This is a genomic window from Kitasatospora sp. Ki12 (assembly GCF_054601375.1).
The window spans coordinates 258329-281383 of record NZ_BAAIHT010000002.1; the positions used below are offsets into that span (position 1 = coordinate 258329).

At 74.6% G+C, this 23055-nt stretch carries 20 protein-coding genes; 11 read left to right on the forward strand and 9 right to left on the reverse strand.

Going from position 1 to position 23055, the window contains the following annotated elements; translation table 11 throughout:
- Window positions 1-56 precede the first annotated feature (56 nt).
- The 3 genes from ACYP53_RS18875 to ACYP53_RS18885 all read right to left on the reverse strand — a co-directional run bounded on the left by ACYP53_RS18875 (window position 57) and on the right by ACYP53_RS18885 (window position 2456).
- Window positions 57-905, reverse strand: a complete 849-nt coding sequence (locus ACYP53_RS18875; protein WP_459648185.1) for an ABC transporter permease — start codon at window positions 903-905, stop codon at window positions 57-59.
- Entirely contained in the window at window positions 902-1867 is a 966-nt protein-coding gene (locus tag ACYP53_RS18880) for an ABC transporter ATP-binding protein (protein WP_459648186.1), read from the reverse strand. Before ACYP53_RS18880 ends, ACYP53_RS18875 begins: the two co-directional genes overlap by 4 nt.
- Before the next feature lie 148 nt (window positions 1868-2015).
- On the reverse strand, window positions 2016-2456 hold the full coding sequence (locus ACYP53_RS18885; RefSeq protein WP_189925140.1) for a cupin domain-containing protein: 441 nt from the start codon (window positions 2454-2456) through the stop codon (window positions 2016-2018).
- 156 nt (window positions 2457-2612) lie between these two features.
- On the opposite strand from ACYP53_RS18885, the gene ACYP53_RS18890 reads away from it, so the two are divergent.
- Window positions 2613-3281 carry a TetR/AcrR family transcriptional regulator gene (locus ACYP53_RS18890; RefSeq protein ID WP_459648187.1) on the forward strand — a complete coding sequence of 223 codons (669 nt, stop codon included), beginning with the start codon at window positions 2613-2615 and terminating at the stop codon, window positions 3279-3281.
- Window positions 3282-3381: 100 nt separating this feature from the next.
- Entirely contained in the window at window positions 3382-4638 is a 1257-nt protein-coding gene (locus ACYP53_RS18895; RefSeq protein WP_459648188.1) for a serine hydrolase domain-containing protein, read from the forward strand.
- A 55-nt stretch (window positions 4639-4693) separates the two neighbouring features.
- Here the strand turns inward: ACYP53_RS18895 and ACYP53_RS18900 are convergent, their stop codons facing one another.
- Complete coding sequence (locus ACYP53_RS18900) at window positions 4694-5374, reverse strand: TetR family transcriptional regulator (RefSeq protein WP_459648189.1); 681 nt, start codon at window positions 5372-5374, stop codon at window positions 4694-4696.
- 80 nt (window positions 5375-5454) lie between these two features.
- On the opposite strand from ACYP53_RS18900, the gene ACYP53_RS18905 reads away from it, so the two are divergent.
- A complete protein-coding gene (locus ACYP53_RS18905) occupies window positions 5455-6330 on the forward strand; it encodes an SDR family NAD(P)-dependent oxidoreductase (protein WP_459648190.1) in 876 nt (291 codons plus the stop codon).
- A gap of 6 nt (window positions 6331-6336) precedes the next feature.
- Here ACYP53_RS18905 and ACYP53_RS18910 read toward each other — a convergent pair whose 3' ends face one another.
- Together ACYP53_RS18910 and ACYP53_RS18915 are read right to left on the reverse strand one after the other, a co-directional pair.
- Window positions 6337-7260 (reverse strand): phosphotransferase family protein, encoded by a 924-nt coding sequence (locus ACYP53_RS18910; RefSeq protein WP_459648191.1) that lies wholly within the window; start codon window positions 7258-7260, stop codon window positions 6337-6339.
- A 49-nt stretch (window positions 7261-7309) separates the two neighbouring features.
- Window positions 7310-8191 (reverse strand): ketopantoate reductase family protein, encoded by an 882-nt coding sequence (locus ACYP53_RS18915; protein ID WP_459648192.1) that lies wholly within the window; start codon window positions 8189-8191, stop codon window positions 7310-7312.
- Between the two features lie 408 nt (window positions 8192-8599).
- On the opposite strand from ACYP53_RS18915, the gene ACYP53_RS18920 reads away from it, so the two are divergent.
- The 3 genes from ACYP53_RS18920 to ACYP53_RS18930 all read left to right on the forward strand — a co-directional run bounded on the left by ACYP53_RS18920 (window position 8600) and on the right by ACYP53_RS18930 (window position 11677).
- Complete coding sequence (locus tag ACYP53_RS18920) at window positions 8600-9436, forward strand: PIG-L family deacetylase (RefSeq protein WP_189925071.1); 837 nt, start codon at window positions 8600-8602, stop codon at window positions 9434-9436.
- Window positions 9437-9635: 199 nt separating this feature from the next.
- Window positions 9636-11231: a restriction endonuclease fold toxin-2 domain-containing protein gene (locus ACYP53_RS18925; RefSeq protein WP_189925064.1), complete on the forward strand. Its 1596-nt coding sequence runs from the start codon at window positions 9636-9638 to the stop codon at window positions 11229-11231.
- A gap of 71 nt (window positions 11232-11302) precedes the next feature.
- Window positions 11303-11677 (forward strand): hypothetical protein, encoded by a 375-nt coding sequence (locus ACYP53_RS18930; protein WP_189925062.1) that lies wholly within the window; start codon window positions 11303-11305, stop codon window positions 11675-11677.
- A gap of 52 nt (window positions 11678-11729) precedes the next feature.
- Here the strand turns inward: ACYP53_RS18930 and ACYP53_RS18935 are convergent, their stop codons facing one another.
- Window positions 11730-12740, reverse strand: a complete 1011-nt coding sequence (locus ACYP53_RS18935; RefSeq protein ID WP_459648193.1) for a hypothetical protein — start codon at window positions 12738-12740, stop codon at window positions 11730-11732.
- 168 nt (window positions 12741-12908) lie between these two features.
- Here ACYP53_RS18935 and ACYP53_RS18940 point away from each other — a divergent pair, with 168 nt between their 5' ends.
- Window positions 12909-13568 carry a TetR/AcrR family transcriptional regulator gene (locus tag ACYP53_RS18940; RefSeq protein WP_459648194.1) on the forward strand — a complete coding sequence of 220 codons (660 nt, stop codon included), beginning with the start codon at window positions 12909-12911 and terminating at the stop codon, window positions 13566-13568.
- 27 nt (window positions 13569-13595) lie between these two features.
- Here the strand turns inward: ACYP53_RS18940 and ACYP53_RS18945 are convergent, their stop codons facing one another.
- Entirely contained in the window at window positions 13596-15143 is a 1548-nt protein-coding gene (locus tag ACYP53_RS18945; protein ID WP_459648195.1) for a long-chain-fatty-acid--CoA ligase, read from the reverse strand.
- A 175-nt stretch (window positions 15144-15318) separates the two neighbouring features.
- A complete protein-coding gene (locus tag ACYP53_RS18950) occupies window positions 15319-15669 on the reverse strand; it encodes a zinc ribbon domain-containing protein YjdM (RefSeq protein ID WP_189925045.1) in 351 nt (116 codons plus the stop codon).
- 196 nt (window positions 15670-15865) lie between these two features.
- Between ACYP53_RS18950 and ACYP53_RS18955 the strand changes: the two genes are divergently transcribed.
- From ACYP53_RS18955 to ACYP53_RS18970, 4 genes are all read left to right on the forward strand, one after another.
- Complete coding sequence (locus ACYP53_RS18955; RefSeq protein WP_459648196.1) at window positions 15866-16393, forward strand: hypothetical protein; 528 nt, start codon at window positions 15866-15868, stop codon at window positions 16391-16393.
- A gap of 95 nt (window positions 16394-16488) precedes the next feature.
- Window positions 16489-19536, forward strand: coding sequence for a type 2 lanthipeptide synthetase LanM family protein (locus tag ACYP53_RS18960; RefSeq protein ID WP_459648197.1), 3048 nt, complete (start codon window positions 16489-16491; stop codon window positions 19534-19536).
- A 58-nt stretch (window positions 19537-19594) separates the two neighbouring features.
- Window positions 19595-19876, forward strand: coding sequence for a hypothetical protein (locus ACYP53_RS18965; RefSeq protein WP_189925039.1), 282 nt, complete (start codon window positions 19595-19597; stop codon window positions 19874-19876).
- A gap of 198 nt (window positions 19877-20074) precedes the next feature.
- The gene (locus tag ACYP53_RS18970) at window positions 20075-22993 is read left to right on the forward strand and encodes a helix-turn-helix transcriptional regulator (protein ID WP_459648198.1); all 2919 of its coding nucleotides are present in this window, start codon (window positions 20075-20077) and stop codon (window positions 22991-22993) included.
- Window positions 22994-23055 lie beyond the last annotated feature (62 nt).

The following is a 23055-nucleotide window of genomic DNA, read 5'->3' on the forward strand; positions in this document are numbered from 1 at the left end:
CCCGAGTGTCTCAGGACGCCCGGGGCGGCTCACCCGCCCCGGGCGCCCCGGGTGGCTCAGGCGTCGGTGCGCAGCAGCCGTACCGCGGCTCCCGCGAGGGCGAGCACCGTCCAACCGAGGAAGACGACCAGCCCAGCGGTCGGCGACAGCAGGGTGCCGTCGTGCTGGAGGGCGAACATCGCCTCGCCCGCGTGGCTGGGCAGGTAGGGGCCGATGTGGTCCTGCCACGAACTGGGCAGCAGCTGGGTCAGCCCGGGGACCAGCGTCAGCGCGGCCACCAGGACGGCGATCCCGCCGGCCACCGAGCGCAGCAGCGCGCCCAGCGCGACGCCGATCACGCCGACCAGTGCGAGGTAGAGTCCGGCGCCGAGCAGGCCGCGCACGACCCCGGTGTCGGAGAGGGTCATCGCCGCCCGGGTGCCGGCCACGATGCGGCTGTCGGCGAGGAAGGTGGCGAACACCCCGGCGGTGCCGAGGAGCAGCGCGATCACCCCGTACACGGCGGCCTTGGACCAGAGCACGGGCAGGCGGCGCGGCACGGCGGCCAGCGTGGAGCGGATCATGCCGGTCGAGTACTCGCCGGCGGCGACCAGCACGCCGAGGACGCCCAGGCTCAGCTGGGAGAAGTTGGTGCCGAACAGCGAGAGCCGCAGCGCGCTCGCCTCCGCGAAGTCGCGGTCCATCGGCCGGCCGCCGTCGATCCGCGACTTGAACTGGAACGCGGCGATCAGGCCGAAGGCGACCAGGAAGAGCAGGGACAGCCCGAGGGTGATCCAGGTGGAGCGCAGGGACCAGAGCTTGGCCCACTCGGCGCGCAGCACCCGCGCGGCCGTCACCTTGTACGCCGGACGGGCGGGCCTCGGGTCGGCGGGCGCGGCGGTCGGGCTCGGTGCGACGGTGCTCATGCCGCGCTCCTCGGGGTGTCGGTGTCGGTGCCGGTGCCGGTGGCGGCAGTGGCCGTGGTGGTGCCGTGGTACTCGACGGCGTCGCGGGTGAGCTCCATGAACGCCTCCTCCAGGGAGACCGTCCGGGGGGTGAGCTCGAAGAGGGCGATGCCCTGCTCGGCGGCCGCGAGGCCGATCTCGCGGGCCGTGCGGCCGGTGACCAGCAGTTCGTCCGTGCCGGCCCGGCCGGTGATCTCCACGTCGGGTCCGGCGAGGGCGGCGCGCAGCGCGGCCGGGTCGGCGGTGACGACCTTGACGACGTCGCCGCCGGCCTGGCGGACCAGTTCCTGCACGGTGGTGTCGGCGAGCAGCCGGCCCCGTCCGACGACGATCAGGTGGTCGGCGACGAGGGCCATCTCGCTCATCAGGTGGGAGGAGACGAAGACGGTGCGTCCCTCGGCGGCGAGCCCGGTGAGCAGGTTGCGGATCCACAGGACGCCCTCGGGGTCGAGGCCGTTGACCGGTTCGTCCAGCATCACGGTGGCCGGGTCGCCGAGGAGGGCGGAGGCGATGCCGAGCCGCTGGCCCATGCCGAGCGAGAACGCCCCGGCGCGCTTGCGGGCCACCGACGTCAGGCCGGTCAGTTCGATGACCTCCTCGACCCGGCGGCGCGGGATGCCGTGGGTGTGGGCCTGGGCCATCAGGTGGTTGAAGGCGGAGCGGCCGGGGTGGATCGACTTGGCCTCCAGCAGCGCGCCGACCTCCTGGAGCGGCGCCGCGTGCTCGGCGTAGCGGCGGCCGTTGACCCGGACCGTTCCGCCGGTGGGGGCGTCCAGGCCGACGATCATCCGCATCGTGGTGGACTTGCCCGCGCCGTTGGGCCCGAGGAAGCCCGTCACGGTGCCCGGCCGGACCGTGAAGTCCAGCCGGTCCACGGCCGTCTTCTCGCCGTAGCGCTTCGTCAGCTGGTGCGCCTCGATCATCGGTCATCCCTGTGGTCCGGGGCCGGTCCGTCCCGGCCGCCCTCGCCTTCCACGCTAGGGGCGGGGGGCGGCCGGAACCGTGGTACCGGGGGCCGATCCTCGACGGGCTCGTAGTACCGCGGTACCACGCGGGGCGGGCCGGCCGGGGTCAGTGGGCGCCGGCGCGCCGTTCGAGGCGGGTGCCGTCGCGCCGTTCGAGGCGGGTGCCGGTGCGCAGGGTGATCGACATCAGGTCGCTGGGGGCGTCGAGTTCCAGGCGGTGCCAGCGCCCCCGGGGGACGATCACCGCCGAGCCGGCCGCCAGCCGTACGGTCTCCTCGGTGGCACCGGGCGCGGTGGGGCGGAAGTGGACGCGGACGCCGCCGGCCAGGCAGCAGACCGCCTCCTCGGCCTCGGGGTGCATCTCCCAGTGGTCGGCGTGCACGTCGGCGTCGGTCTCCACGTGGAAGGTGGCGATCTGCCAGGCGCCGGGGTCGCCGCCGGTCATCCGGCGTTCGGTGGCCCGGAGGTCGCCGTCGGGGTGGATGTGCAGGGCCGCGGCGAACAGGTCGACGGTGGCGATCGGGGCGGCCGGGGTCGTCGGAGTCATCGGAGTCGTCGGAGTCGTCGGGGTCGTCGTCATGAGGGTGTTCCTTCCAGGTGCTGGTCCGCCGCGGGGGTGGGACACCCCCGCGTAGTTTTCGTACATGTAAGGAAAGTACCCCCGGACGATCTCCGCTGTCGAGGCCCGGGAGATGATGGGGGCATGCAGCAGCCCTCCGCACCGCGCAAGGCCACCGGCCGGCCTCCCCGGATCTCCCGGGAGGAGGTCGTCGGCACGGCCCGCCGGATCGTCACCGAGGAGGGCGTCGGGAAACTGACGATGCGTCGCCTCGCCACCGAGATCGGCAGCACGCCGATGGCGCTCTACCACCACGTCCGCAACAAGGAGGAACTGCTCGTCCTGCTGCTGGACGACTACGCCGCGCAGGCCCTGCGCCCCACCGCGCTGCCGGCCGAACCGCGCGAGCGGGTCGTCGCCGCCGCGTCCGCGATCCACCAGGCGCTCGCCGCCTGCCCCTGGATCGTGGAGGTGCTGACCGCCGACGACCTGATGTCCACCCACGCCCTGTGGTTCGTCGAGCAGATCGTCGACGGCCTGGTCGACTGCGGACTGTCGCTCGAACGGGCCGTCCGGGGCTACCGAGCGATCTGGTACTACACCGCCGGCGAGATCGTGGTGCGGGTCACCGCCGCCCGCCGCCGCGGCGCGGACGACCGCCCGACCTACCGCGAGCAGGTCTTCGCCGGACTCGACCCGGACGAGCTGCCCCGCCTCGCGCAGGCCGGCGAGCGCTGGGAGGCGCTGACCGCCGAGGACACCTACGAGGACGGGCTCCGCGCGCTGGTGGACGGGCTGCTAGCCGCAGGCTGACCGGACCGGGGCGCGTCCGCGCGGGCCCGACGGGTGATGTTCACGCGGGTCGGCGCCCGCCGTCCGGGTAGCGGAGCGGGCCCGGCCGATACTCCGGGCCATGAGACCCTCCCGCCGGAACCCCCTGCCGCTCCTCGCCGCAGCCACCGCGCTCCTCGCCCTCTGCGCCCCCGTCACCACCGCCGGCGCCACGGCCGGCACCGCCACGGCCGGCGGCGAGGACCGCGGCAAGGCCCACCGCCGGCCCTGCGTCAGCTCCCCGCAGCCGGAGCGCGGCCAGGCGCTCGACGTCCTGCGGATCGCCGAGCAGGCCAAGGCGCAGATGGACCTCGAGTCCGTGATCCTGAAGGTCACCGTCGACGGCCGCGAACTCCTCACCACCGCGCTCGGCGAGTCGATGACGGGCGTCCCGGCCCGGCCCGACATGCACTTCCGCAACGGCAACATCGCGATCAGCTACCTGGGTACGGCGCTGCTACGGCTGGTCGACCAGGGCAGGGTCGGCCTGGACGACCCGGTCGGCCAGTGGGTGCCCGGCCTGCCGGACGACTACGGCCGGCGGATGACGCTGCGGATGCTCGGCGCCTCCACCACCGGCCTGGTCGACTACGTCAAGGTCCCCGGCTTCAGCGAGGCCGTGTACGCCGACCCGTTCCGGCAGTGGACGGCCGAGGAGCTGGTGGCCCTGTCCACCGGCCCGGACCTCCTCTACGAGCCGGGCAGCAACTGGAGCTACTCGCACGCCAACTTCGTCCTGCTCGGCGCCGCGCTGGAGAAGGTCAGCGGACAGCCGCTGGAGGACCTGATCCAGCAGGAGGTCCTCGGCCCGCTCGGACTGCGCGAGACCGCCGACAGCCACACGCCGGACATCCCGACACCCGTCCTGCACGCCTTCACCGCCGAACGCGGCCGCTACGAGGAATCCACCTTCTGGAACCCCTCGTGGACCACCGCCCCCGGCGCGGTGGAGACCACCGACATCTGCGACCTGGCCCGCTCGGCCGTCGGCGTCGGCTCCGGCGAACTGCTCTCCCCCGCCGGCTACCGGCAGCTGCTGAACCCGGGGACGGTGGGCCTCGGCACACCGACCGACACCTGCCCGGAGACCGTCTGCATCGCGCAGACCGAGGCCACCCACTACGGGATGGGCGTCCTCGTCCTGAACGACTGGATCTCCCAGCACCCGCTGTTCTTCGGCTACTCGGCCTCCCAGGACTACCTGCCCTGCGAACACCTGGCCATCGCCGTGTCCACCACCAACGGCCCGAACGCGCCGGGCGGCCACAGCGCCCACACCATCGCCCAGCGGATCGCCGCCGCCCTCGCCCCGGACCACCCCATCCCCGACTTCGGCTGAGCGGCCGCCCCCTCCGCCGTGCGCGGCCGGCCGCCGCCCGGGGCGTGACCGGTGGTCAGTCCTGGGCGGTGCCGGCCGCCGTGGCCAGGCCGAGGATCGTCGCGGTCAGGATGCGGGCGAGCCGGGGTTCGACCTCGATGACGGCGTGGGAGAGTCGCGGGTCGCTGCGGTAGAGGGCGGCGACCTCCGCGCCCGGGTTCGCGATCTGCCACATCGCCCCGGCCAGGGCGACGGCGGTGGCGACCAGGTCGACGACGTCCTGGTCGTCCAGGGCGGGCACCTGCGCGCGGACGGCCGCGGTGATCGGTTCACGGGCGGCGCGGGTGGCGAGCTTGAACTCGCGCACCGCGTCGAGCGAGACGTTGCGCTCCAGGTTGAGCGGCGCGTGGGCGAGCAGGTCGCAGAACATCCCGCGGGCCGCGAGGGTGGCGGCGAAGGCGCGCGCCACGGTGGCCGGGCCCGGGTCCTCGGCCTCCCGCAGCCGCTCGGTCAGCGCGTCCGACCACTCCTGCCAGCCCTCCGCGGTCAGCCGCAGGTAGATCTCCTCGCGCGTCTCGAAGTACCGCAGGAGGGCCGACTTGTGCATCCCCACCGCGGCGGCGATGTCCGTCAGGGAGACGTCCCTGATGCCGCGCTCCCGGCCGAGCGCCCGGGCCGCCTCCAGGATCGAGGCCTCGCGCTGCCGCTTGGCCTCGGGCGAGCGCGCCCGCCGGAACTCCGATGCTGCTGCTTCCACCCGGCCAGCGTAGCGCGACAGCGTTGCCGTATTACCGCAACGCCGTTGCGCTATTAACGCAACAGTGTTTTACTAATGACATGGAACAGACCTGGTTCATCACCGGCAGCTCGCGCGGCTTCGGCCGCACCCTCGTCCGCGCCGCCCTGGAGGCCGGCGACCGGGTGGCCGCGACCGCCCGGCGCCCCGAACAACTCGCGGACCTCGTCGAGGAGTTCGGCGACCGGATCCGCCCGATCGCGCTCGACGTCACCGACCCGGAGGCCGCCCGTACGGCCCTCGCCGAGGCGCGGACGCACTTCGGCCGGATCGACGTCCTGGTGAACAACGCCGGCTACGCCAACGTCTCGCCGATCGAGACCACCGAGGACGCCGACTTCCGCGCCCAGTTCGAGACCAACTTCTGGGGCGTCTACCACGTCACCAAGGCCGCGATCCCGCTGCTGCGCGAGCAGAAGGGCGGCCTGGTCGTCCAGTTCTCGTCCATGGGCGGGCGGGTCGGCGGCTCGCCCGGCATCGCCTCCTACCAGGCGGCGAAGTTCGCCATCGACGGGTTCAGCCGCGTCCTGCGCGCCGAGACCGCGCCGTTCGGCGTGAAGGTGCTGGTCGTCGAGCCCAGCGGCTTCCGCACCGACTGGGCCGGCTCCTCGATGGTCGTCCACGACATCCCGGAGGCGTACGAGGAGACGGTCGGCGCCGTCAACCGGCGGCTGCGGCAGAACGGCGACGGGGCCGGCGTCGCCGGCGACCCGGTCCGCGCCGCCGAGATCCTGGTCCGGATGGCCAAGCGGCGCGACATCCCCGACCACCTGCCGCTCGGGGTCAACGCGGCCGAGGGATCCATCGCCATGGACCGCCGACTGCTCGCCGACGACACCAAGTGGCGCGCGGTCTCCCGCTCGGCCGACTTCGCCGAGGCCTACCCGGTCCCCTTCCCGCCGGACGCGACGGAATAGGGCGTGTCAGACCAGCAGTGCCTCGAGCTCCGGGAGTCGGGCGTACAGGTCGGGGAGGCCGCGGACGCCGTCGCGCGCGGACTGGTGGGACAGGGCGAGGTCGGGGCCGGTGCTCGCCTCGACACCGGCGAGGCAGCGGAGGATGTTCCACCTTGCGTGCCCCAGCCAGCCGCCGATCATGAACACGAACCAGCTCGGACCGGGCGGCGGCAGCGCTCCGCCGCCCGCGACGTAGCCGTCGAGGACCGAGCGGAAGACGGCGGGCCTGATGTCGTCGAAGCCGGGCCCCTTCGCGAGGCTCAGCGCGGTCGAGCCGAGCTCGCCGGACAGGTCGAGCATCCCCGACAGCTCCCAGTCGAGCACCACCGGCCGGCCCTCTCGGGCGAGCAGGTTCCACGGGTGGATGTCCCCGTGGGTCAGCACGACGGGGCCCGGCCGTTCGCAGGTGTCGACGAGGTGCGCGATCGCGAGGAACGTGTCGACGTGGGAGGCGAGTTCCTCGGCCCACGGCTGCCCGGTCGCCGCCGCCCGCGCGGCCAGCTCGGGCCAGTCCCGTGACACCGGTTCCTCGACCGGCCCGCGGGTCCACACGACGTCGAGCGCGTGGACCCGCGCGAGGATCTCACCGATCTCGAACGCGTACGCCGCCGACACCGGCGCCTCCGGCACCTCTTCTCCCTCGACCCATCGGTGCACGAGCGTGTGCCCGTCGGCCGAGACCGGCTCCGGCATCGGGATGCCGGCGGCGAAGGCCGCCCGCTCGAACCTGAACACGTCCTCGACGCGATAGGCCCAGCGGCGGTCGGCGAGGTTCAACTCCTTCACCGCGAACGAGCCCTGGTCGGTGTCGAGCCGGTACATCCGGTTGGCGAACCCGCCGTGGACGCGAGTCATCGGCCCGAGCGGCGTGCCGAGGTGCGAGAGGTTCACCCACCCAGGCTAGGGGCCGACCGTTCATCGACGCACCCGACTTTCCCGGTCAGGAGGCCGGCGCGGCCCCCGCCGTCAGCTCGGCCACCAGGCGGGCGGCCAGCGGGACGGGCACCCCGTGCCGCTCGGCGGCCCGCAGCAGCGCGCCGCCGACGGCGTCCAGCTCCAGGGGCCGGCCGGCCTCCGCGTCCCGCTGCATCGACGACTTCGCCACCGCCGGGAAGGCGTCGTACAGCGCCAGGGTGCGCCCGGGGTCGACGGCGGCACCGCAGGCCCGGCCGACGGCGGCGGCCTCGGCGACCAGGGCGGCCAGTTCCTCGCGGTGCCCGGTCCGGACCGGGCCGATCGGCAGCGCGTAGCGGGTGGTGAGCAGCGCGAACGGCGCCAGGAAGGCGAGCTTGCCCCAGAGCACCGTCGGCTCGTCCTCGATCACCCGGGTCCGGACGCCGGCGCCCCGCAGCAGCCCGGCGAGGTCCGCGAGCCGCTCGGGCGGCCCGGCCAGGTCGATCTCGGTGAACGGGCTGCCGTGCTCGACCACCCCGGGCGCGACCCGGGTCGACTCGACCCGCACCACCCCCGGGACCACCCGCTCCGCGCCGAACCGCAGCCGCAGTGCGTCCGCGTGCTCGACGCCGTTGAGCAGCGGCACCAGCACCCCGTCGGCCACCGCCTCGGGGGCGATCCGGGCCGCCGCCCCGGTCAGCGCGGTCTGCTTGACGGTCACCAGGCAGAGGTCGACGGGCTCGCGCAGTTCGGTGCGCGCCTCGACCGGGGCGGTGAACTCCCCGAACTGCGGGCTGCGGACGCGGATGCCGTCACGGCGCAGCGTGTGCGCCGTCGACTCGCCCGCCAGGCAGATCACCCGGTGGCCGGCCCGGGACAGCACCGCGGCCAGCAGCCCGCCGACGCCGCCGGGGCCGAGCACCGCCACCGTCCGGCGGCGCCCGGCCCCGGTCGGCCCGGTGCGGCGCTCCTCGGCGGGAGCGGGTGGAACGGAGGGAAGGGAAGGAGCGGGTGGAACGGAGGGAACGAAGGGAACGGAGGGAACGGGTGGAACGGGTGGAACGGACACGATGGATTCCTCTCGGCACGTCGTGGGTCGGCACCGCACGGCCCCGCCGCCCGTGGCTACGGGACGCGCGAGGCCGGGCCGGTTGCCGCCCGGGCCATGCAGCGATGATCGAATCCACCATGATCCAAGTCAATCCCAGGGATTCATCGGGATTACCCAAGTGATCGCTTGGGGTTGTCACCGGTGCCCCCGATAATGCGGGGCGGCTGCTTGCCGTCGTAGCGCAGACTCGGAACCGAGCACTTTCAGACCCGGAGGATGGTTTTCATGGCTGACCGGCCGTTGACGCTGATGGCGGTGCACGCGCACCCCGACGACGAGGCCAGTGGCACCGGGGGTGTGCTGGCCCGGTACGCGGCGGAGGGCATCCGTACGGTCCTGGTGACGTGTACCGACGGCGGTTGCGGCGACGGACCGGGGGGTGTCAAGCCGGGTGACCCGGGACACGACCCGGCGGCCGTCGCCGCGATGCGCCGTACCGAACTGGAGGCCTCCTGCGAGGTGCTGAAGGTCAGTCACCTGGAGCTCCTGGAGTACGCCGACTCCGGCATGATGGGCTGGGCGACCAATGACGCGCCCGGCTCCTTCTGGCAGACCCCGGTCGAGGAGGGCGCCGCCCGGCTCGCCGAGTTGATGCGCCGCTACCAGCCCGACGTGGTCGTCACCTACGACGAGAACGGGTTCTACGGCCACCCCGACCACATCCAGGCCCACCGCATCACCATGGCGGCGCTGGAGCTGGTCGAGGCGGAGCCCAAGGTGTACTGGACGACGGCGCCGCACTCGATGATGAAGCGGTTCGGCGAGGTCATGCGCGAGTTCGGCGCGGACTTCGAGGAGCCGGAGGACCCGACGGAGGCCGTCGACCTGCACTCGATCGGGCTGCCCGACGAGGAGGTCAGCACCTGGGTGGACACCACCGCGTTCGGCGACCAGAAGTTCGACGCCCTCGCCGCCCACGCCAGCCAGGGCGAGAACATCTTCTTCCTGCGCATGGGCAAGGAGCGGTTCAACGACCTGTGGGGCGTGGAGACCTTCGTCCGGGTCAAGGACTCCACCGGCGCGGACCTGCCCGAGAACGACCTGTTCGCCGGGCTGCGCTGACCGCCGCAGCCGCCGCTGCGCCCGCCGCACCGCCGCTCCGCCGCGGGTCCTTTCGCGAAGGACCCGCGGCGGAGCCGTGCGCATCGGGCGAAGACCCCGTCACCGCTCCTGACCTGCGATGGGAACTCCCGTCCCGGGACGTGTCACGGTCCGCATCGCTTGCTACCGTGGCCGTGTCAGGACGTATCGGGGGGACACCATGACGGACTTCCACGTCAAACCGGCGGACATGCTGCTGTCCTCCGCCGGGTTCACCGACTTGCAGAACGCCGCGGCCCAGATCTACCGCAGTCTGGTGTTCGCCACGGACGCCACCGCGGGCATGGCCGGCGACGACGACACCGGCACCAAGTTCGCCGCCACGTTCGATCCGGCCGCGCAGAAGCTCGTCGACGCGATGGCCCAGGTCGTCGGCCAGCTCGGCGGGACGGCCAACGGCCTGTACACGATGGCGATCAACTACCTGCAGACCGACGCCGACGTCGCGGCCTCGATGATGGCGCCGCAGAAGCTCCCGGAGTCGGCGAACCCGCAGTGCGACGAGCAGGTCGCCAAGGCCAAGCTCCGCTCCGCCGCCGGGCACAACGACAGCGGGGCGATCCACGACATCCTCAAGGAGTTCTGGCCGCAGGGCGATCCGGACAAGCTCCGCCAGGCGGCGAGCGACTGGAAGCACTTCGCCGAGCTGGTCAGCAAGCTCGGCGCCGAGGGCGACAAGCGGGTGCTGCGCGTCACCGCCTCCAGCACCTCCGGCGCCGTCACCTCCTTCGCCCAGAACTGGGCCAAGGTGCACGACGGTTGCGCCACCGAGGGCCCGCTGCTGAACAGCATCACCAACGCCGCGTTCAAGCTCGGCCAGGCCTGCGAGGCCTACGCCAAGCAGGTCGAGGACCTGCGCGACACGCTGGAGGACCTCGCGATCACCGCCGGCATCGTCGCCGGGGCCGGCATCCTGCTGACCGTCTTCACCCTCGGCGGGTCCGACGTGGCGGCGGCCGGCGGCGAGGCGGCGATCGTCGCCGAGGCCGGCACCGCGGCGGCCGCCATGACCGCGGCCGTCGAGGGCAGCGCGGAACTCGCCGTCCTGGCCGAGGCGGCGGCCGTGGTCGACGCGGCGGCGGCGAGCCTGATCCCCGTCGGCGCCACGGTGACCGCCGTCGCCACCACCGCCGTCGTCCTGGCCGGGGCGACCGACGCCGCGGCCGCCCCCGCGCCCAAGCCCCCGCCGTTCACCGTCACGCCCGGCATGCCGCCGCTGCCCCGCGACCCGAACAGCCCCTTCCCGGCGCTGTCGCCGCAGGACCAGGCCGCCGTCCGGACCTGGATGGCGCAGATGCAGCAGGACGGCCGCACCTTCCAGGCGCTGGGCCCCTCCGTCAAGGGCGACCCCAAGATCGACGCGCGCCGGGCCTACCAGGTCCGGGTGGCCGGGTCGACCGAGTACCGGCTGTACACCGGCGTGACCGACCCGGAGACCGGCCGCGAGCTGGGCATGGACGCCGACGGCGTGCGCCCCGAGGACGGCGCCGCGATCGACGCCAAGTACATCGGCCAGCAGAAGAGCTGCAAGTCCCCCTTCCGGCTGGACAACGCGGACGGCGTCTTCGACTTCGTGTACGAGAACACGATGGACGGCGAGGCGAAGAAGCTCGACAAGTACGCCTCGGCGCTCAACGACCCCCGCAACAAGGTCAACCACCTGGAGCTCATCACCAACGACGGCAAGGCCAGCTCCTACTTCCAGGCCCTGATGACCGCCAAGGGCGTCACCGGGAACGTCCGCGTCGTACCGTGACGGTGACCGCCACGACCGGGCACCCGGTCCGCGGCACCGTTCCACATCACTGAGAGAAGCGAGAACACCCCGTGGGATCCACCTTCTACGTCAGCGCCGACCGCGAACAGGCCGGACCGTGGACCTTCACCGGCGAGCAGCTGACGGAGTGCGTCCGCCGCCACTGGCCGGACGCCACCGTGAGCGGCGCCTTCGAGAACTTCCTGGAGGTCCACGCCGAGGTCGAGCCCGGCCGGTGGGCGGAGGTGTCCTACAACCTGCGGCACGGCGCCTTCTCCTTCGAGGACCGGGAGCCGCACTCCGCGCCGCTCACCGTCATCTACACCGCGCTGCACGAACTGGCGCCCACCGTACCGGTGGTGTGGTGGGTCGACTACGACGCCGAGCTGGAGCCGCTCGACCTGGCCGGCGGCCGGGAGGCGTTCATCGACAGCTTCCCGGCCTAGCCGGCGCAGGTACTTTGCCCAGGTACTCAGCGCAGGTACTCAGCTCAGGTACCTAGCGCAGGTACCGCTGTGCCACGGCCGCGAAGGCGGCCTTGGGCTCCCACTCCATGTCGGGGTAGGCCTGCCCCCGGCGGCCTTCGAGGAGTTTGACGATGCCCAGGCCGGCCCGGTCCAGGTCGTCCCTGGGGTCGCCGTCCGGGCGGTGCGGGTAGCCGGGCAGGGCGAACAGGAAGACGAACGCGCTGTCCACGCCCTCGGTCTCGAAGATCTCCAGCAGCTCGCTCAGATAGGCGGCCTGGCCGGCCTCGTCACGCTCGTACACGCCGTTCAGTCGTGCGGGGGCCCTCGTCTCCGGGTCGTGCTCAACCACCTCCAGCACCCGCCCGCCTCGGTCGCCCGCGCCACGGTAGGCCGCGGTGCCGAACCCCGTGACAGCGAGCGGCTTGGGGCCCCGGGCCAGGGTGCGCACCGCCTCCCGGAACCGGTCGGCGACCTCGGCGGAGCGGATCAGCTCGTACGTCGCGAAGTCGAACGGGGTCCAGTCGACCTGCTCGAACTGGATGGACGCGTAGGTGAGTGCGCCCCGGAACCGCTCGCGGACGGCGGCCGCGGCCTCGCGGAGGAACGCGTTGACCCGCACCCCGAGGTCGCGCATCGCGTCGGCCCGCCGCTCGGGGCGGGCCATCAGCTGCTCGACCCGCTCCTCGGGGCTCTCCCCGGGCAGGAACCCCCGGTTCATCACGCTCAGCTCGACCCCCGCGACGAACACCACCGCGGCCCCCTCCCATCGGAGCCTCTCCGCCCGCTCGGCACAGTCCCGGAAGAGCGTGAGGATCTGCTCCGGATCCAGCTCCAGCGGATACGGCGAGAACCAGACCTCCAGTCCGAGCTCCGCGGCAGCGGCGGCGGCCGCCTCCAGCCGGTCCGGGTCGCCGCCGACGATCTGGACCGCGTTGCAGTGCAGGTCGTCGCGGATGATCGCGAGTTCGCGCCGGACCACCGCGGGGTCCAAGTGCTCGCGGGACGTCCGCCCGTGCACGACGAATCCGGTGTCGTAGGTCATTCCTCTTGCCCGCACGACGATGCCCTCCCTGTCGGGACCTGTCGGGACCGGTCGGCCCCGGCCTGGTCGAGACTGACAGGACTTTTGCGTGCACGCAAGTTTTCTCGTACGCATATGTGCTGGCACGCAAGTTTGCGGGCGCGCAGCCCGGTGTGGAACGCTGACCCCGTGACGACACCACCACCGGGACTGCGGGAGCGGAAGAAGCAGGCCACCCGCGCGGCGCTGCGCGAGGCGGCCCTGCGGCTGGCCGTGGAACGCGGCCCCGACGGGGTGCGGGTCGAGGACATCGCCGAGGCGGCCGGGGTCTCACCGCGCACCTACAACAACTACTTCGCCAGCCGCGAGCAGGCGATCGTCTCCGCCGTCACCGCGGACCGGGAGGCCCGGGTCGCGGCGGCGGTCGCGGCCCGGCCCGCGGGGGTCCGCCTGGCCGACGCCGTCACCGACGCGGTGGTCGAGCAGTACACCGGCACCGGTGAGCGCGAGCACGGGGCACTGCTGCTGATCACCACCCGGAGCGCGCTGCGCGAGGCCTTCCTCGATGCCACCGCCGACATCGAGCCCCCGCTCACGGCGGTACTCGCCGAACGCCTGGAGGACGCGGGCGAGTCCACCGCCCGCGTGCTCGCGGCGAGCGTGGCCGCGGCGGTGCGCATCGCGCTGGAGGGCTGGCTCCGCCCGGCCGGGACTGCGGGGGCCCTCGCGGGTACCGGCGCCGGAGGACTGGTGGTCCCCTCCGGTTCGCTGCCCGACCGGCTCCGTGCGGCACTGGCCCCGCTCGCGCCCGCTTTCGACGCCGTCGAGCGGCGCGAGCCGGTCAGGTGAGAACCGGGCCGGTCGACTGATGGCCGGTCAGGTGAGCTCGCGCTTGAGGATCTTGCCGGTGGCGGTCATCGGCAGGGCCTCGACGAGTTCCACGATGCGCGGGTACTTGTGGCCGGCCATCTGCTCCCTGCCCCAGGCGATCAGCTCCTCGAGGGTGGCCGAGGCGCCGGGGTGCAGGATCACGTACGCCTTGACCTCCTCGCCGTGGCTCTCGTGCGGCACGCCGACCACCGCGGCGAGGCTGATCGCGGGGTGCGTCATCAGCACCTCCTCGACCTCGCGCGGGTACACGTTGAAGCCGCCCCGGATGATCATGTCCTTCACCCGGTCGACGATGTAGTAGAAGCCGTCCTCGTCCCGGCGGGCCAGGTCGCCGGTCCGGAACCAGCCGTCCCTGATAGCGGCGGCAGTGGCCCCGGGCCGGTTGTAGTAGCCCTTCATCACGGCGTGGCCCTTGACCGCGATCTCGCCGACGGCGCCGGGCCCGGTGACCTCCGACCAGTCCTCGTCGATCAGCTTCAGCTCGACGCCCCAGATCGGCACCCCGACGGAACCGGGGCGCGGCGCGCGGCCGGGGTCGGAGAAGGTCACCACCGGCGAGGTCTCGGAGAGGCCGTACCCCTCCAGGACCCTGATCCCGAGCCGCTCCTCGATCCGGCCGAGCAGCTCCACCGGCAGCGGGGCGCCGCCGGAGACCCCGATCCGCAGGTTGCGGGCGATCCGGTCCACGTCGACGGTGTCGGCGAGGGCGCCCAGCAGGGCCCACCACATGGTCGGGACCCCGGCGAAGAAGGTGATCTCCTCGGTCTCCATCAGCCGCACCACCTCCGCCGCGTCGAAGCGCGGCACCAGGTGGAGGGTCGCGGCCGTCGAGAAGCCGGTGTGCATCTGGACGGTGGAGCCGAAGGTGTGGAACAGCGGCAGGCACAGCAGGTGGCTGTCGGTGGCCGGCGCGCTCCGGAACACCCGGTTGCAGGCCAGCACGTTCATCACCGTGTTCACGTGGGAGAGTTCGGCACCCTTGGGCTGACCGGTGGTGCCCGAGGTGTAGAGGATGATGGCGGTGTCGGTCGCCTCGGTGGCCACCGGGTCGAAGACCGGGGACCGGCCGGCCAGCGCCGCGTCCAGGGTCTCCTCCCCCGCGACCGGCGAGGGCGCGGCCGGATCGGCGGTGATCAGGAAGAAGTGCTCGCAGCCCTCGACCTCCGCGAACGCCCGCCGGCCCTCCTCCCCGATCGGCAGGCCTGGCATCCCCTCGAAGCAGAAGTACGCCTTCACCTCGCCGTCGCGCAGGTGGTAGGCCACCTCGCGCGACTTGAGCAGGATGTTCAGCGGGACGACGACCCCGCCGGCCTTGAGGATGCCGTAGTAGACGACCGGGAACTGCGGCAGGTTGGGACAGCTCAGCGCCACCCGGTCACCGGGCCGGATCCCGCTCTCCACCAGCAGGTTGGCGACCCGGTTCGCGGCGGCGTCGACCTGGGCGTAGGTCAGCCGCGTCGAGCCGAGCACCACCGCGTCGCGGTCCGGGTGCGTACGGGCGGAGTCCTCGAGCAGGACCGACAGGTTCAGCATGACGCCTCCGAGGGGACGGGTCCGGACCGGGCCGCGGGGCGGCACCGCGACATCATCGTCCTCGGAGCGGATCACCGCCAGTACTCCGGCGGCACGCGGCCCGGCCGGCCCCGCCGTCGGCGTACGGACGGCGGGGCGGGCGACCCCAGGGGGCCATGGGCCGGGGGGCCGGGGGTCAGGCCTTCTTGACCACGCTGGACTTGAGCTGCATGGCCCCGAAGCCCTCGATCCGGCAGTCGATGTCGTGCCCGTCCACACCGTCGACCAGGCGGATGTTGCGAACCTTGGTGCCCGCCTTGATGCCGGAGGCGCTGCCCTTGACCTTGAGGGCCTTGACCACCGTCACGGTGTCGCCGTCGCTCAGCACGTTGCCGACCGAGTCCTTGATCACCCGCTCGCCCGCCCCGGCCTCGCCCGCCTCGGTGGGCGCCCACTCGTGGCCGCACTCCGGGCAGACCATCATGGCGTCCATCTCATACGTGTACTCGCCGGCGCACTTCGGGCAGGGGGGAAGGTTGTCGCTCATGCTCACATTGTCCAGTCGTTCGGAATGGGGCCAGGATCTAAGGATATGAAGAATTTTTCAACTCGCCGGTTTGTCATGTGATGGATTCACCCATGGGTCACCTGGTACTGGACCGCGGCCGCGCGGACCTCGCCATGGTTGAGGTTCGCGCGCCCGCGGCCTTTCCGATGCCGGGCGGGTGGGGCAGGATCCCCCCATGACGGAGCATCAGTTCGACAGCGCGCCGACGGCGGACTCGGCGACCGCCTATCTGGAAGGACTCCGTGGGCGCCTGGCGGCGGACGGCTGCCAGGTGACCGAGGGGAGCTGGCGCGGGGTCCGGGTGGTGATCGGCAGCCGGTCGGACCGCAAGGCGCGGTGGTTCGGCACCAAGGTCGAGCTGTTCGTGCTCGCCGCCGCCGTCCACCGGGTCGACGAGGCCGCGCTGGCCGACTTCACGAGCTGGGCGATGGAGTACGCGGGGAGCGTCCGCAGCGGGCTGGCGGGCGCCCGCAACGCGGCGATGATCCTGCCCGCGCTGATCGGCGACACCGTCGACCCGGCGGCGGCGCGGTGGGCGGGCGCGGACGGACGGGTGCTCGGGGCCACGCTGATCGCCCGGCCGGTCGCGGTGGAGGCGGCGGCTCCGGGGGCCGCCCGGGTCACGATGTACCGGGGCGGCTTCGCCTGGGGCGGGATGTTCACCTCGCACGTCCTGGAGAAGGCGGCGCTGTACTTCCACTGAGGACGGGCCCCGGGCCGAGAGCCGGACGATCACGTGATCGACACCTGGAGATCACACCCTTGTGCAATCCTCCACACGATGTCACCCTCTGCACTGTGATTGCTACGGCCCCCACAACCGCGAACGCCGCTTCCGGATCCGGCGGTTGGTGGCTGCCCGCGATTCCGGCGCCGGACCGGGCCCGGGCGGCCCGGCCCGCCTGGGCGGCGTTCGTCGACCAGGCGCTGACCGGAGCCCCGACCGCCCCCCTCCTGTACGGGGACGGGCCCGACCGGGAGTCACCCGCCGGAGACCTGCCCGGCGTCAGCGGGTTCCGGGCCGTCGTGGCGCCGCTGGCCCGGCTGGCCGGTGCCGGGCTGCCGGCGGCCCTGCCCCTCGAGGCGGTCGATCTGCCCGCCGTACGGGCGCAGTTCGTCGCCGGGCTCACCGACACGCTGGCCCGGCAGGCCGCCCGGACGCTCGTCCTGGAGCTCAACGTGGCCAGGGAGGAAGGGGTGTTGGCGGGTGGCACCCCCGCCGACCGCTTCCGCGACTTCGTCCGGCGGATGGCCGCACCGGCCGGGCTCCGCGCGCTGTTCGGCGAATACCCGGTGCTGGCAAGGATCCTGGCGCAGAACTGCCTGGCCGCCGCCGACGCCTTCGCGGAGCTGCTAACCCGGTTCGCCGCCGACCGGCGGGAGCTGACCGGGGCCCTGTTCCACGGCACCGACCCCGGCCCGCTGGTGGCGGTCCGGCGCGGCGCCGGCGACGGGCACCGGGGCGGGCGGGCGGTCGCGGTGCTGCGCTTCGCCGGCGGCGGGCGGCTGGTGTACCGGCCGAGGCCGACGGCCGTCCACCGCCATCTCGCCGACCTGGTCGGCTGGTTCAACGCCCGGCCCGGCACCCCCGGCCTGCGCACCCCGGCCCTGCTGGAGCGACCCGGCTACGGCTGGCTGGAGTTCATCGAGCGGCGCCCCTGCGCCGAACCGGCCGAGGTGGAGCGGTTCTACCTGCGGCAGGGCGCCTGGCTCGCCCTGCTGCACGCCCTGGACGCCACCGATCTGCACGCCGGGAACCTGATCGCCTGCGGCGAGCACCCCGTGCCGGTCGACCTCGAAACCCTCTTCCACCCGCCCGCGCCGGCCGACCCGGACCGGCCGGAGGACGATCCGTGGCAGAGCGACCCGGCGGCGCTGGCGCTGCAGGCCTCGGCGCACCGCACCGGTCTGCTGCCGCGGCTGGTCCTCGGTGACGAGCGCGCCCTGGACGCCTCCGGGCTCGGCGGCGACGTCGGCGCCGGCTCGCCGAGCGGGGCCGTGCGCTGGGCGGCGGCGGGCACCGACGAGATGCGGCTGGTCCGCGGTGCGGCCGAGTTCCCCGGTGCCGAGAACCGGCCGCGGCTCGACGGCGCCGACTCCGATCCGGCCGACCACCTGGACGCCCTGCTGGCCGGCTTCCGCGCGGGCCGCCGGGCGCTCGCGGCGGGACTCGCCGACCTCACCGGCCCGCGCGGACTGCTGAGCGCCTTCGCCGAGGACGAGGTCCGGGTGGTGCTGCGGGCCACCGAGGAGTACGCGACGCTGCTCGACGAGTCGACCCACCCCGACGTGCTGCGCGACGCGGCGCACCGCGAGGCGCTGCTGCGGACCCTCGGCACCGGCGAGTCCGCCCGCCCCGGCCCGGCCGCGCTGATCGAGGAGGAGGTCGCCGAGCTCCGGGACGGCGACGTACCGCTGTTCACCACCCGCCCCGGCGGGACGGAGCTGCGCGGCGGCCGGGGCCGGCCGTTCCCCGGCCTCCTGGACCGCCCCGGCCTCGACCGGGTCACCGAGCGGCTCACCGCCCTGGGCACGACCGACCCCGCCGGGCAGGAGTGGATCGTCCGCGCGGCCATGGCGGCCCGTTCCACCCGCCCCGCCCACGGACCGGCCGCGACGGCGGCGCGGGCCGAACCGCCCGACGCCCCCGCCCCGGAGCCCGACCGGCTGCTCGCCGCCGCCCAGGCCCTCGGCGACCGGCTGGTCGACGGGGCGCACCGGTCGGCGGAGCGGGCGAACTGGCTCGGCCTCGACCTGGTCGCCGACCGGTACTGGCGGCTCGCCCCGGCCGGCGCCGACCTCGGCGGCGGCTACCCCGGGCCGGCCCTGTTCCTCGCCCAACTCGCCGCGCTCACCGGCACGGACCGCTACGCCGAGGTGGCCCGCCACGCGCTGCGGCCGGTACCGGACCTGCTGGACCGGCTCGCCGCCCGGCCCGAGGACCTGCCGCTGGTCGGCTCAGGGGCCTGGGCCGGCCTGGGCGGCCTCACCTGGGCGCTGGCGCAGGTGGGCGGGCTGCTGGCGGACCGGGAGGTGCTCGACTGGGTCGGGCCCGCCGTCCGGCTCACCGCGGCCGCCGCCGAGGCCGAGGAGCCGTCCGGGCTGGCCGACGGCACGGCCGGCGGACTCGCGGCCCTGCTCGCGGTGCACCGGGAGACCGGCGACCCCGAGGCCTGGGCCGGCGCGCGGCTCTGCGCCGACCGCCTCCTCGACCGACTAGACCAGCCCGACCGAGCCGACCGGTCACCGGCACAGGCACCCGCCGCGGGCTTCGCCACCGGCACCGCCGGCCTCGGCTGGGCCCTGCTGGCCTTCGCCCGGGCGGGCGGCGGCGCCGCCCACGAGCGCGCCGGGCTGGCCGCGCTCCGCTCGTCCGTGGCCGGACGGGCGCCCGGCGGGTCCTGCTGCGAGGGCGCGCCCGGCATCGCGCTCGCCGTGGTCGACAGCGGGGCCGCAGCGGCCGACCCGGAGCTCGCCGCCTGGGCCGGGGCCGCCGTCCGCGCGGCCGTGGCGGCCGGTCCGCGGCCCGACCACAGCCTCTGCCACGGCGAGACGGGCGTGCTGGAACTGCTCGGCCGGGCTCCCGGTGCGGCCGCCGGTCGCGGCCGGGCGCGCCGCGCGGCCGCGCTGCTGGACGCGCTGGCCCGCACCGGGCCGGTCTGCGGCACCCCCGACGGCCTGGCCGTCCCGGGCCTGCTGTTCGGGCTGGCCGGGGTCGGCCACGGGCTGCTCCGGCTCGGCTTCGCCCACCGTACGGCTTCGGCGCTGCTCCTGGCGCCGAGTTCGACGCGGCCGTCCCAAGAGGACGCCGTGACCCACCAGCGGCCGTCCACCGTGACGCCGTGACGCTCGATCGGCCGTCCTCCGTGGCGCCGTGACCCTCGAAGAGAGAAGGGTGAACCCCTTGAACCGAACCGACACCCCGGCCAGACCGCTCGCCGAGACCACCCCCGCCGCGGGCAGGCCGGCCGTCGGGCAGCCCGCCGGAACGTCCGCGCCGGAGGCGGTCCGCCGGTGGAAGCGGTCCGACGGCCACGAGAGCGTGGCCGCCGACCACCCGGCCGGCGCGATCAGGCTGCACCCGGGCAGCCGGCTCGCCCGCCGCTCCGTGCTGCTGGGCGGCGGGACCGCCCGGATGGCCGAGACCGGGGACCCGTGGACGACGATGAGCTACCACGAGGAGTAGCCCCCGCCCGTCCGGGCCCGGCCGCCGTCGGCACCGAGCGGCCCGCCGTCAGCCGCACCCGGCGCGCCGTCGCCACCGCCCGGACACCCGTCACCGCCCGGCCACCGGCGCGTTCCGGCAGGAACCTGCCGGTCGGTCGGGCGGTGAATGCCCGATTCCGCTCTTCCGGAGCCGTCCGAGGCCCAATAGCCTGCGGCCATGCGGACCTCATCACCGGTGACCGTCGGCCGGACGGCCGAGACCTCGCTGCTCCGAAGAACCCTGACGCGCCTTCACGGCGACGGCGGGCGCTCGGTGTTCCTGGTGGGCGAGGCCGGCATCGGCAAGTCCAGGCTGGTCGACGACTGCGCCGGACGGGCCGTGGCGGCCGGGCTGCCGGTGCTCCGGGGCCGCAGTAGCACCACCGGGGCGGACACCCCGTTCCGCCCGCTGGTGGAGGCGCTCTACTCGTGCTTCCACGCCGGGGGACCCCCCGGGGACCCGGAGCTGCTGCCGTACCGGCCGGCCCTGGGCCGGCTGGTGCCGGAGTGGCGGTCCGCGGCGGGGCCCGGCTACGCCGAGAGCGTGGTGGAGCTCGCCGAGGCGCTGCTACGGCTGCTCGCCGTCGTCGGCCGCCGGTCCGGCTGCGTGCTGGCCCTGGAGGACCTGCACGACGCGGACGCCGAGACGGTCGGCGCGGTGGAGTACCTGGTGGACCACCTCGACCGGGTGCCGGTGCTGCTGGTCGCGACACTGCGGCCGGAGCCGGGCAACGCGCTGGACCTGGTGCGCGGGGCCGAGCGGCGCCGGGTGGCGTCGGTCGCGGAGCTGCCGCCGCTGACCACCGCCGAGGTCGGGGCGCTGGCCGCGGGCTGCCTGGGCGTGCCGGTGGCCCGGGTGCCGTCCGCGGTGGTCGCCCGGCTGGCCGAGCGCAGCGGCGGGAACCCGTACCTGGTGGAGGAGTTGCTGGCCGAGCTGGTCGGCTCGGACGCGCTGCGCCGGGACGGCGACGGCTGGCGGGTGACCGGCGACCTGGCCACCACGGTGCCGGCCGGTGTGGTGCACGGCTGCGGCCTGCGTCTCGGCCGACTGGCCGCGCCGGTACGGGAGTTGCTGCTGACGGCGGCCACCCTCGGCCCCCGGTTCTCGGTGGACTGCCTGCAACTCGTCACCGGGGACGACGATCCCGGCCTGTTCGCCCGGCTGCGCGCCGCGGCCGAGGCGGACTTCATCGTGCCCGACCCCGGTGCGCCCGAGGGGTACGGCTTCCGGCACGCCATCACCGCGCAGGCGGTGCTGGAGAGCGTCGCCCCGGCGGAGCGGGCCGCGCTCGCCCGCCGGGCCGCCGCCGCGCTGCGCAAAGCCGGACCGCCGTACGCGGCCGACCACGGCCGGCTGGTGGCCCGGCTGCTCGTCGCGGCCGGCGACCACCACGGCGCGGCCCTGCTCTACGCCGAGGCCGGGCGGCAGGCGCTGGCCGAGGGCGCCTCCGCCTCGGCCGTCCGGCTGCTGGAGCGGGCCGTGGAACTGGCGGCCCCGACGGACCGGACGGCGGTCACCGAGTCGCTGGCGTACGCGCTGGTCGAGGCCGGCCGGCTGGACCGCGCGCTCGCGCTGGCCGACGACCTGCCGACGGCCAGCTCCGCCGCGTTGAGCCCGGAGCGGGAGGTCGCGCTGCGCACCCGGCTGGCCTGGGCGGCCGTGGTGGCCGAGCGGGGCCCCGACACCGTCACCCAGGTCTCGGCGGCCCGGGCGCTGCTGCACGACGGGGGCCGGCCCGAGCAGACGGCCGCGCTGGCGGTGGTCGAGGGGCACCTGGCGCTGCTGCCCGGCGAGCGGGACCGGGTGGACGACGCCGAGCGGATCGCCCGGGAGACCGCCGAGGAGGCGGAGCGGACCGGGCCGCCGGTGCTGGCCTGCCAGGCGCTGCAGCTGCTCGCCCTGCTCGCCCGCGAGCGCGGCTTCGACGCGGCCGACGCCTGCCTGGAGCGGATGCTGGCCGTCGCCGAGACGCACGGCCTGCCCAACTGGCGGTTCGAGGCCCTGCTCCGGCTGGGGGCCAACGCCTTCCTGCGCACCGGCGACGCCCGCCGGCTGGAGCAGGCCGGGGAGGCCGCCCGGGAGCTGGGCTCGCTGGTGCGCACCCAGCACACCGAGAGCCTGCTGGCGATGAACGCCGTGCTGCGCGGCGACCCCGCCACCGCCGAGACGATCGTGGACCGCTGGCTGGACACCAGCCTGCGGATGGGCAACCTCGCCACCCACCGCTACCTGCGGCTGACCTCGGCGACGCTCGCCGCCCACCGCGGCCGCCGCCGGGACATGGAGCGCGAGCTGCGGCTGTTCCGCCAGGCCGGGGGCGACGGCTCGCTGCTCACCCCGGTGGTGCTCGGGCTGTGCCGGGCGGTGTGCGCGCTGCTGGAGGAGGACCGGGCCGGCGCCGAGGCCGAGCTCGCCGCCACCGCGGAGTGGGAGGCCCGGCACCCGAGCGTCTTCTACCTGTCCGGCCGGTACGGGCTGGACCCGCTGCTCGCCGTCCTGGCCGGCCGGGCGGGCTGGGCCGAGTACGAGGCGGTCGCCGGCGCCCCGGGCGCGGAACTGGCCTGGAACCGTCCGTTCCTGGCCCTGGCCCGGGCGGTGCTGCTCGGCCGCCGGGGCCGGGGCGCGGAGGCCGCCGCGGAGGTCGAGCGGCTGCGGCAGGACCCCGACCGCTTCCCGACCGCCCACCGGCTGGGCCTGCGGCTGGTCGCCGAGGCCGCGCTGGCCGACGGCTGGGGCGATCCGGTGAGCTGGCTGCGCACCGCGGAGGAGTACTTCCACGAGCTGGACGTGCCGTCCGTCGCGGGCGCCTGCCGGGCCCTGCTCCGGCAGGCGGGGGCGAGCGTCGGGCAGCGCCGCACCGGACGGGACCGCATCCCGGCCGCGCTGCGGGAGCGGGGCGTCACCCCTCGCGAGTACGAGGTGCTGGCGCTGCTGGTGGACCGGCCCGGCAACCAGGACCTGGCCCGGCGGCTGTCGATCTCCCCGCGTACGGTCGAGAAGCACCTGGCCAGCCTGGTGCAGAAGACCGGGGCGGCCGACCGGGGCGAGCTCTGCCGACTGGCGGCGGAGCTCGCCCCGGACCGGCGCCGGCCGTGACCACCGGTGCGGCCCAGGGCGTGCCCTGGCGTCACGGACCCGGCAAGGATCCGCAGGACACG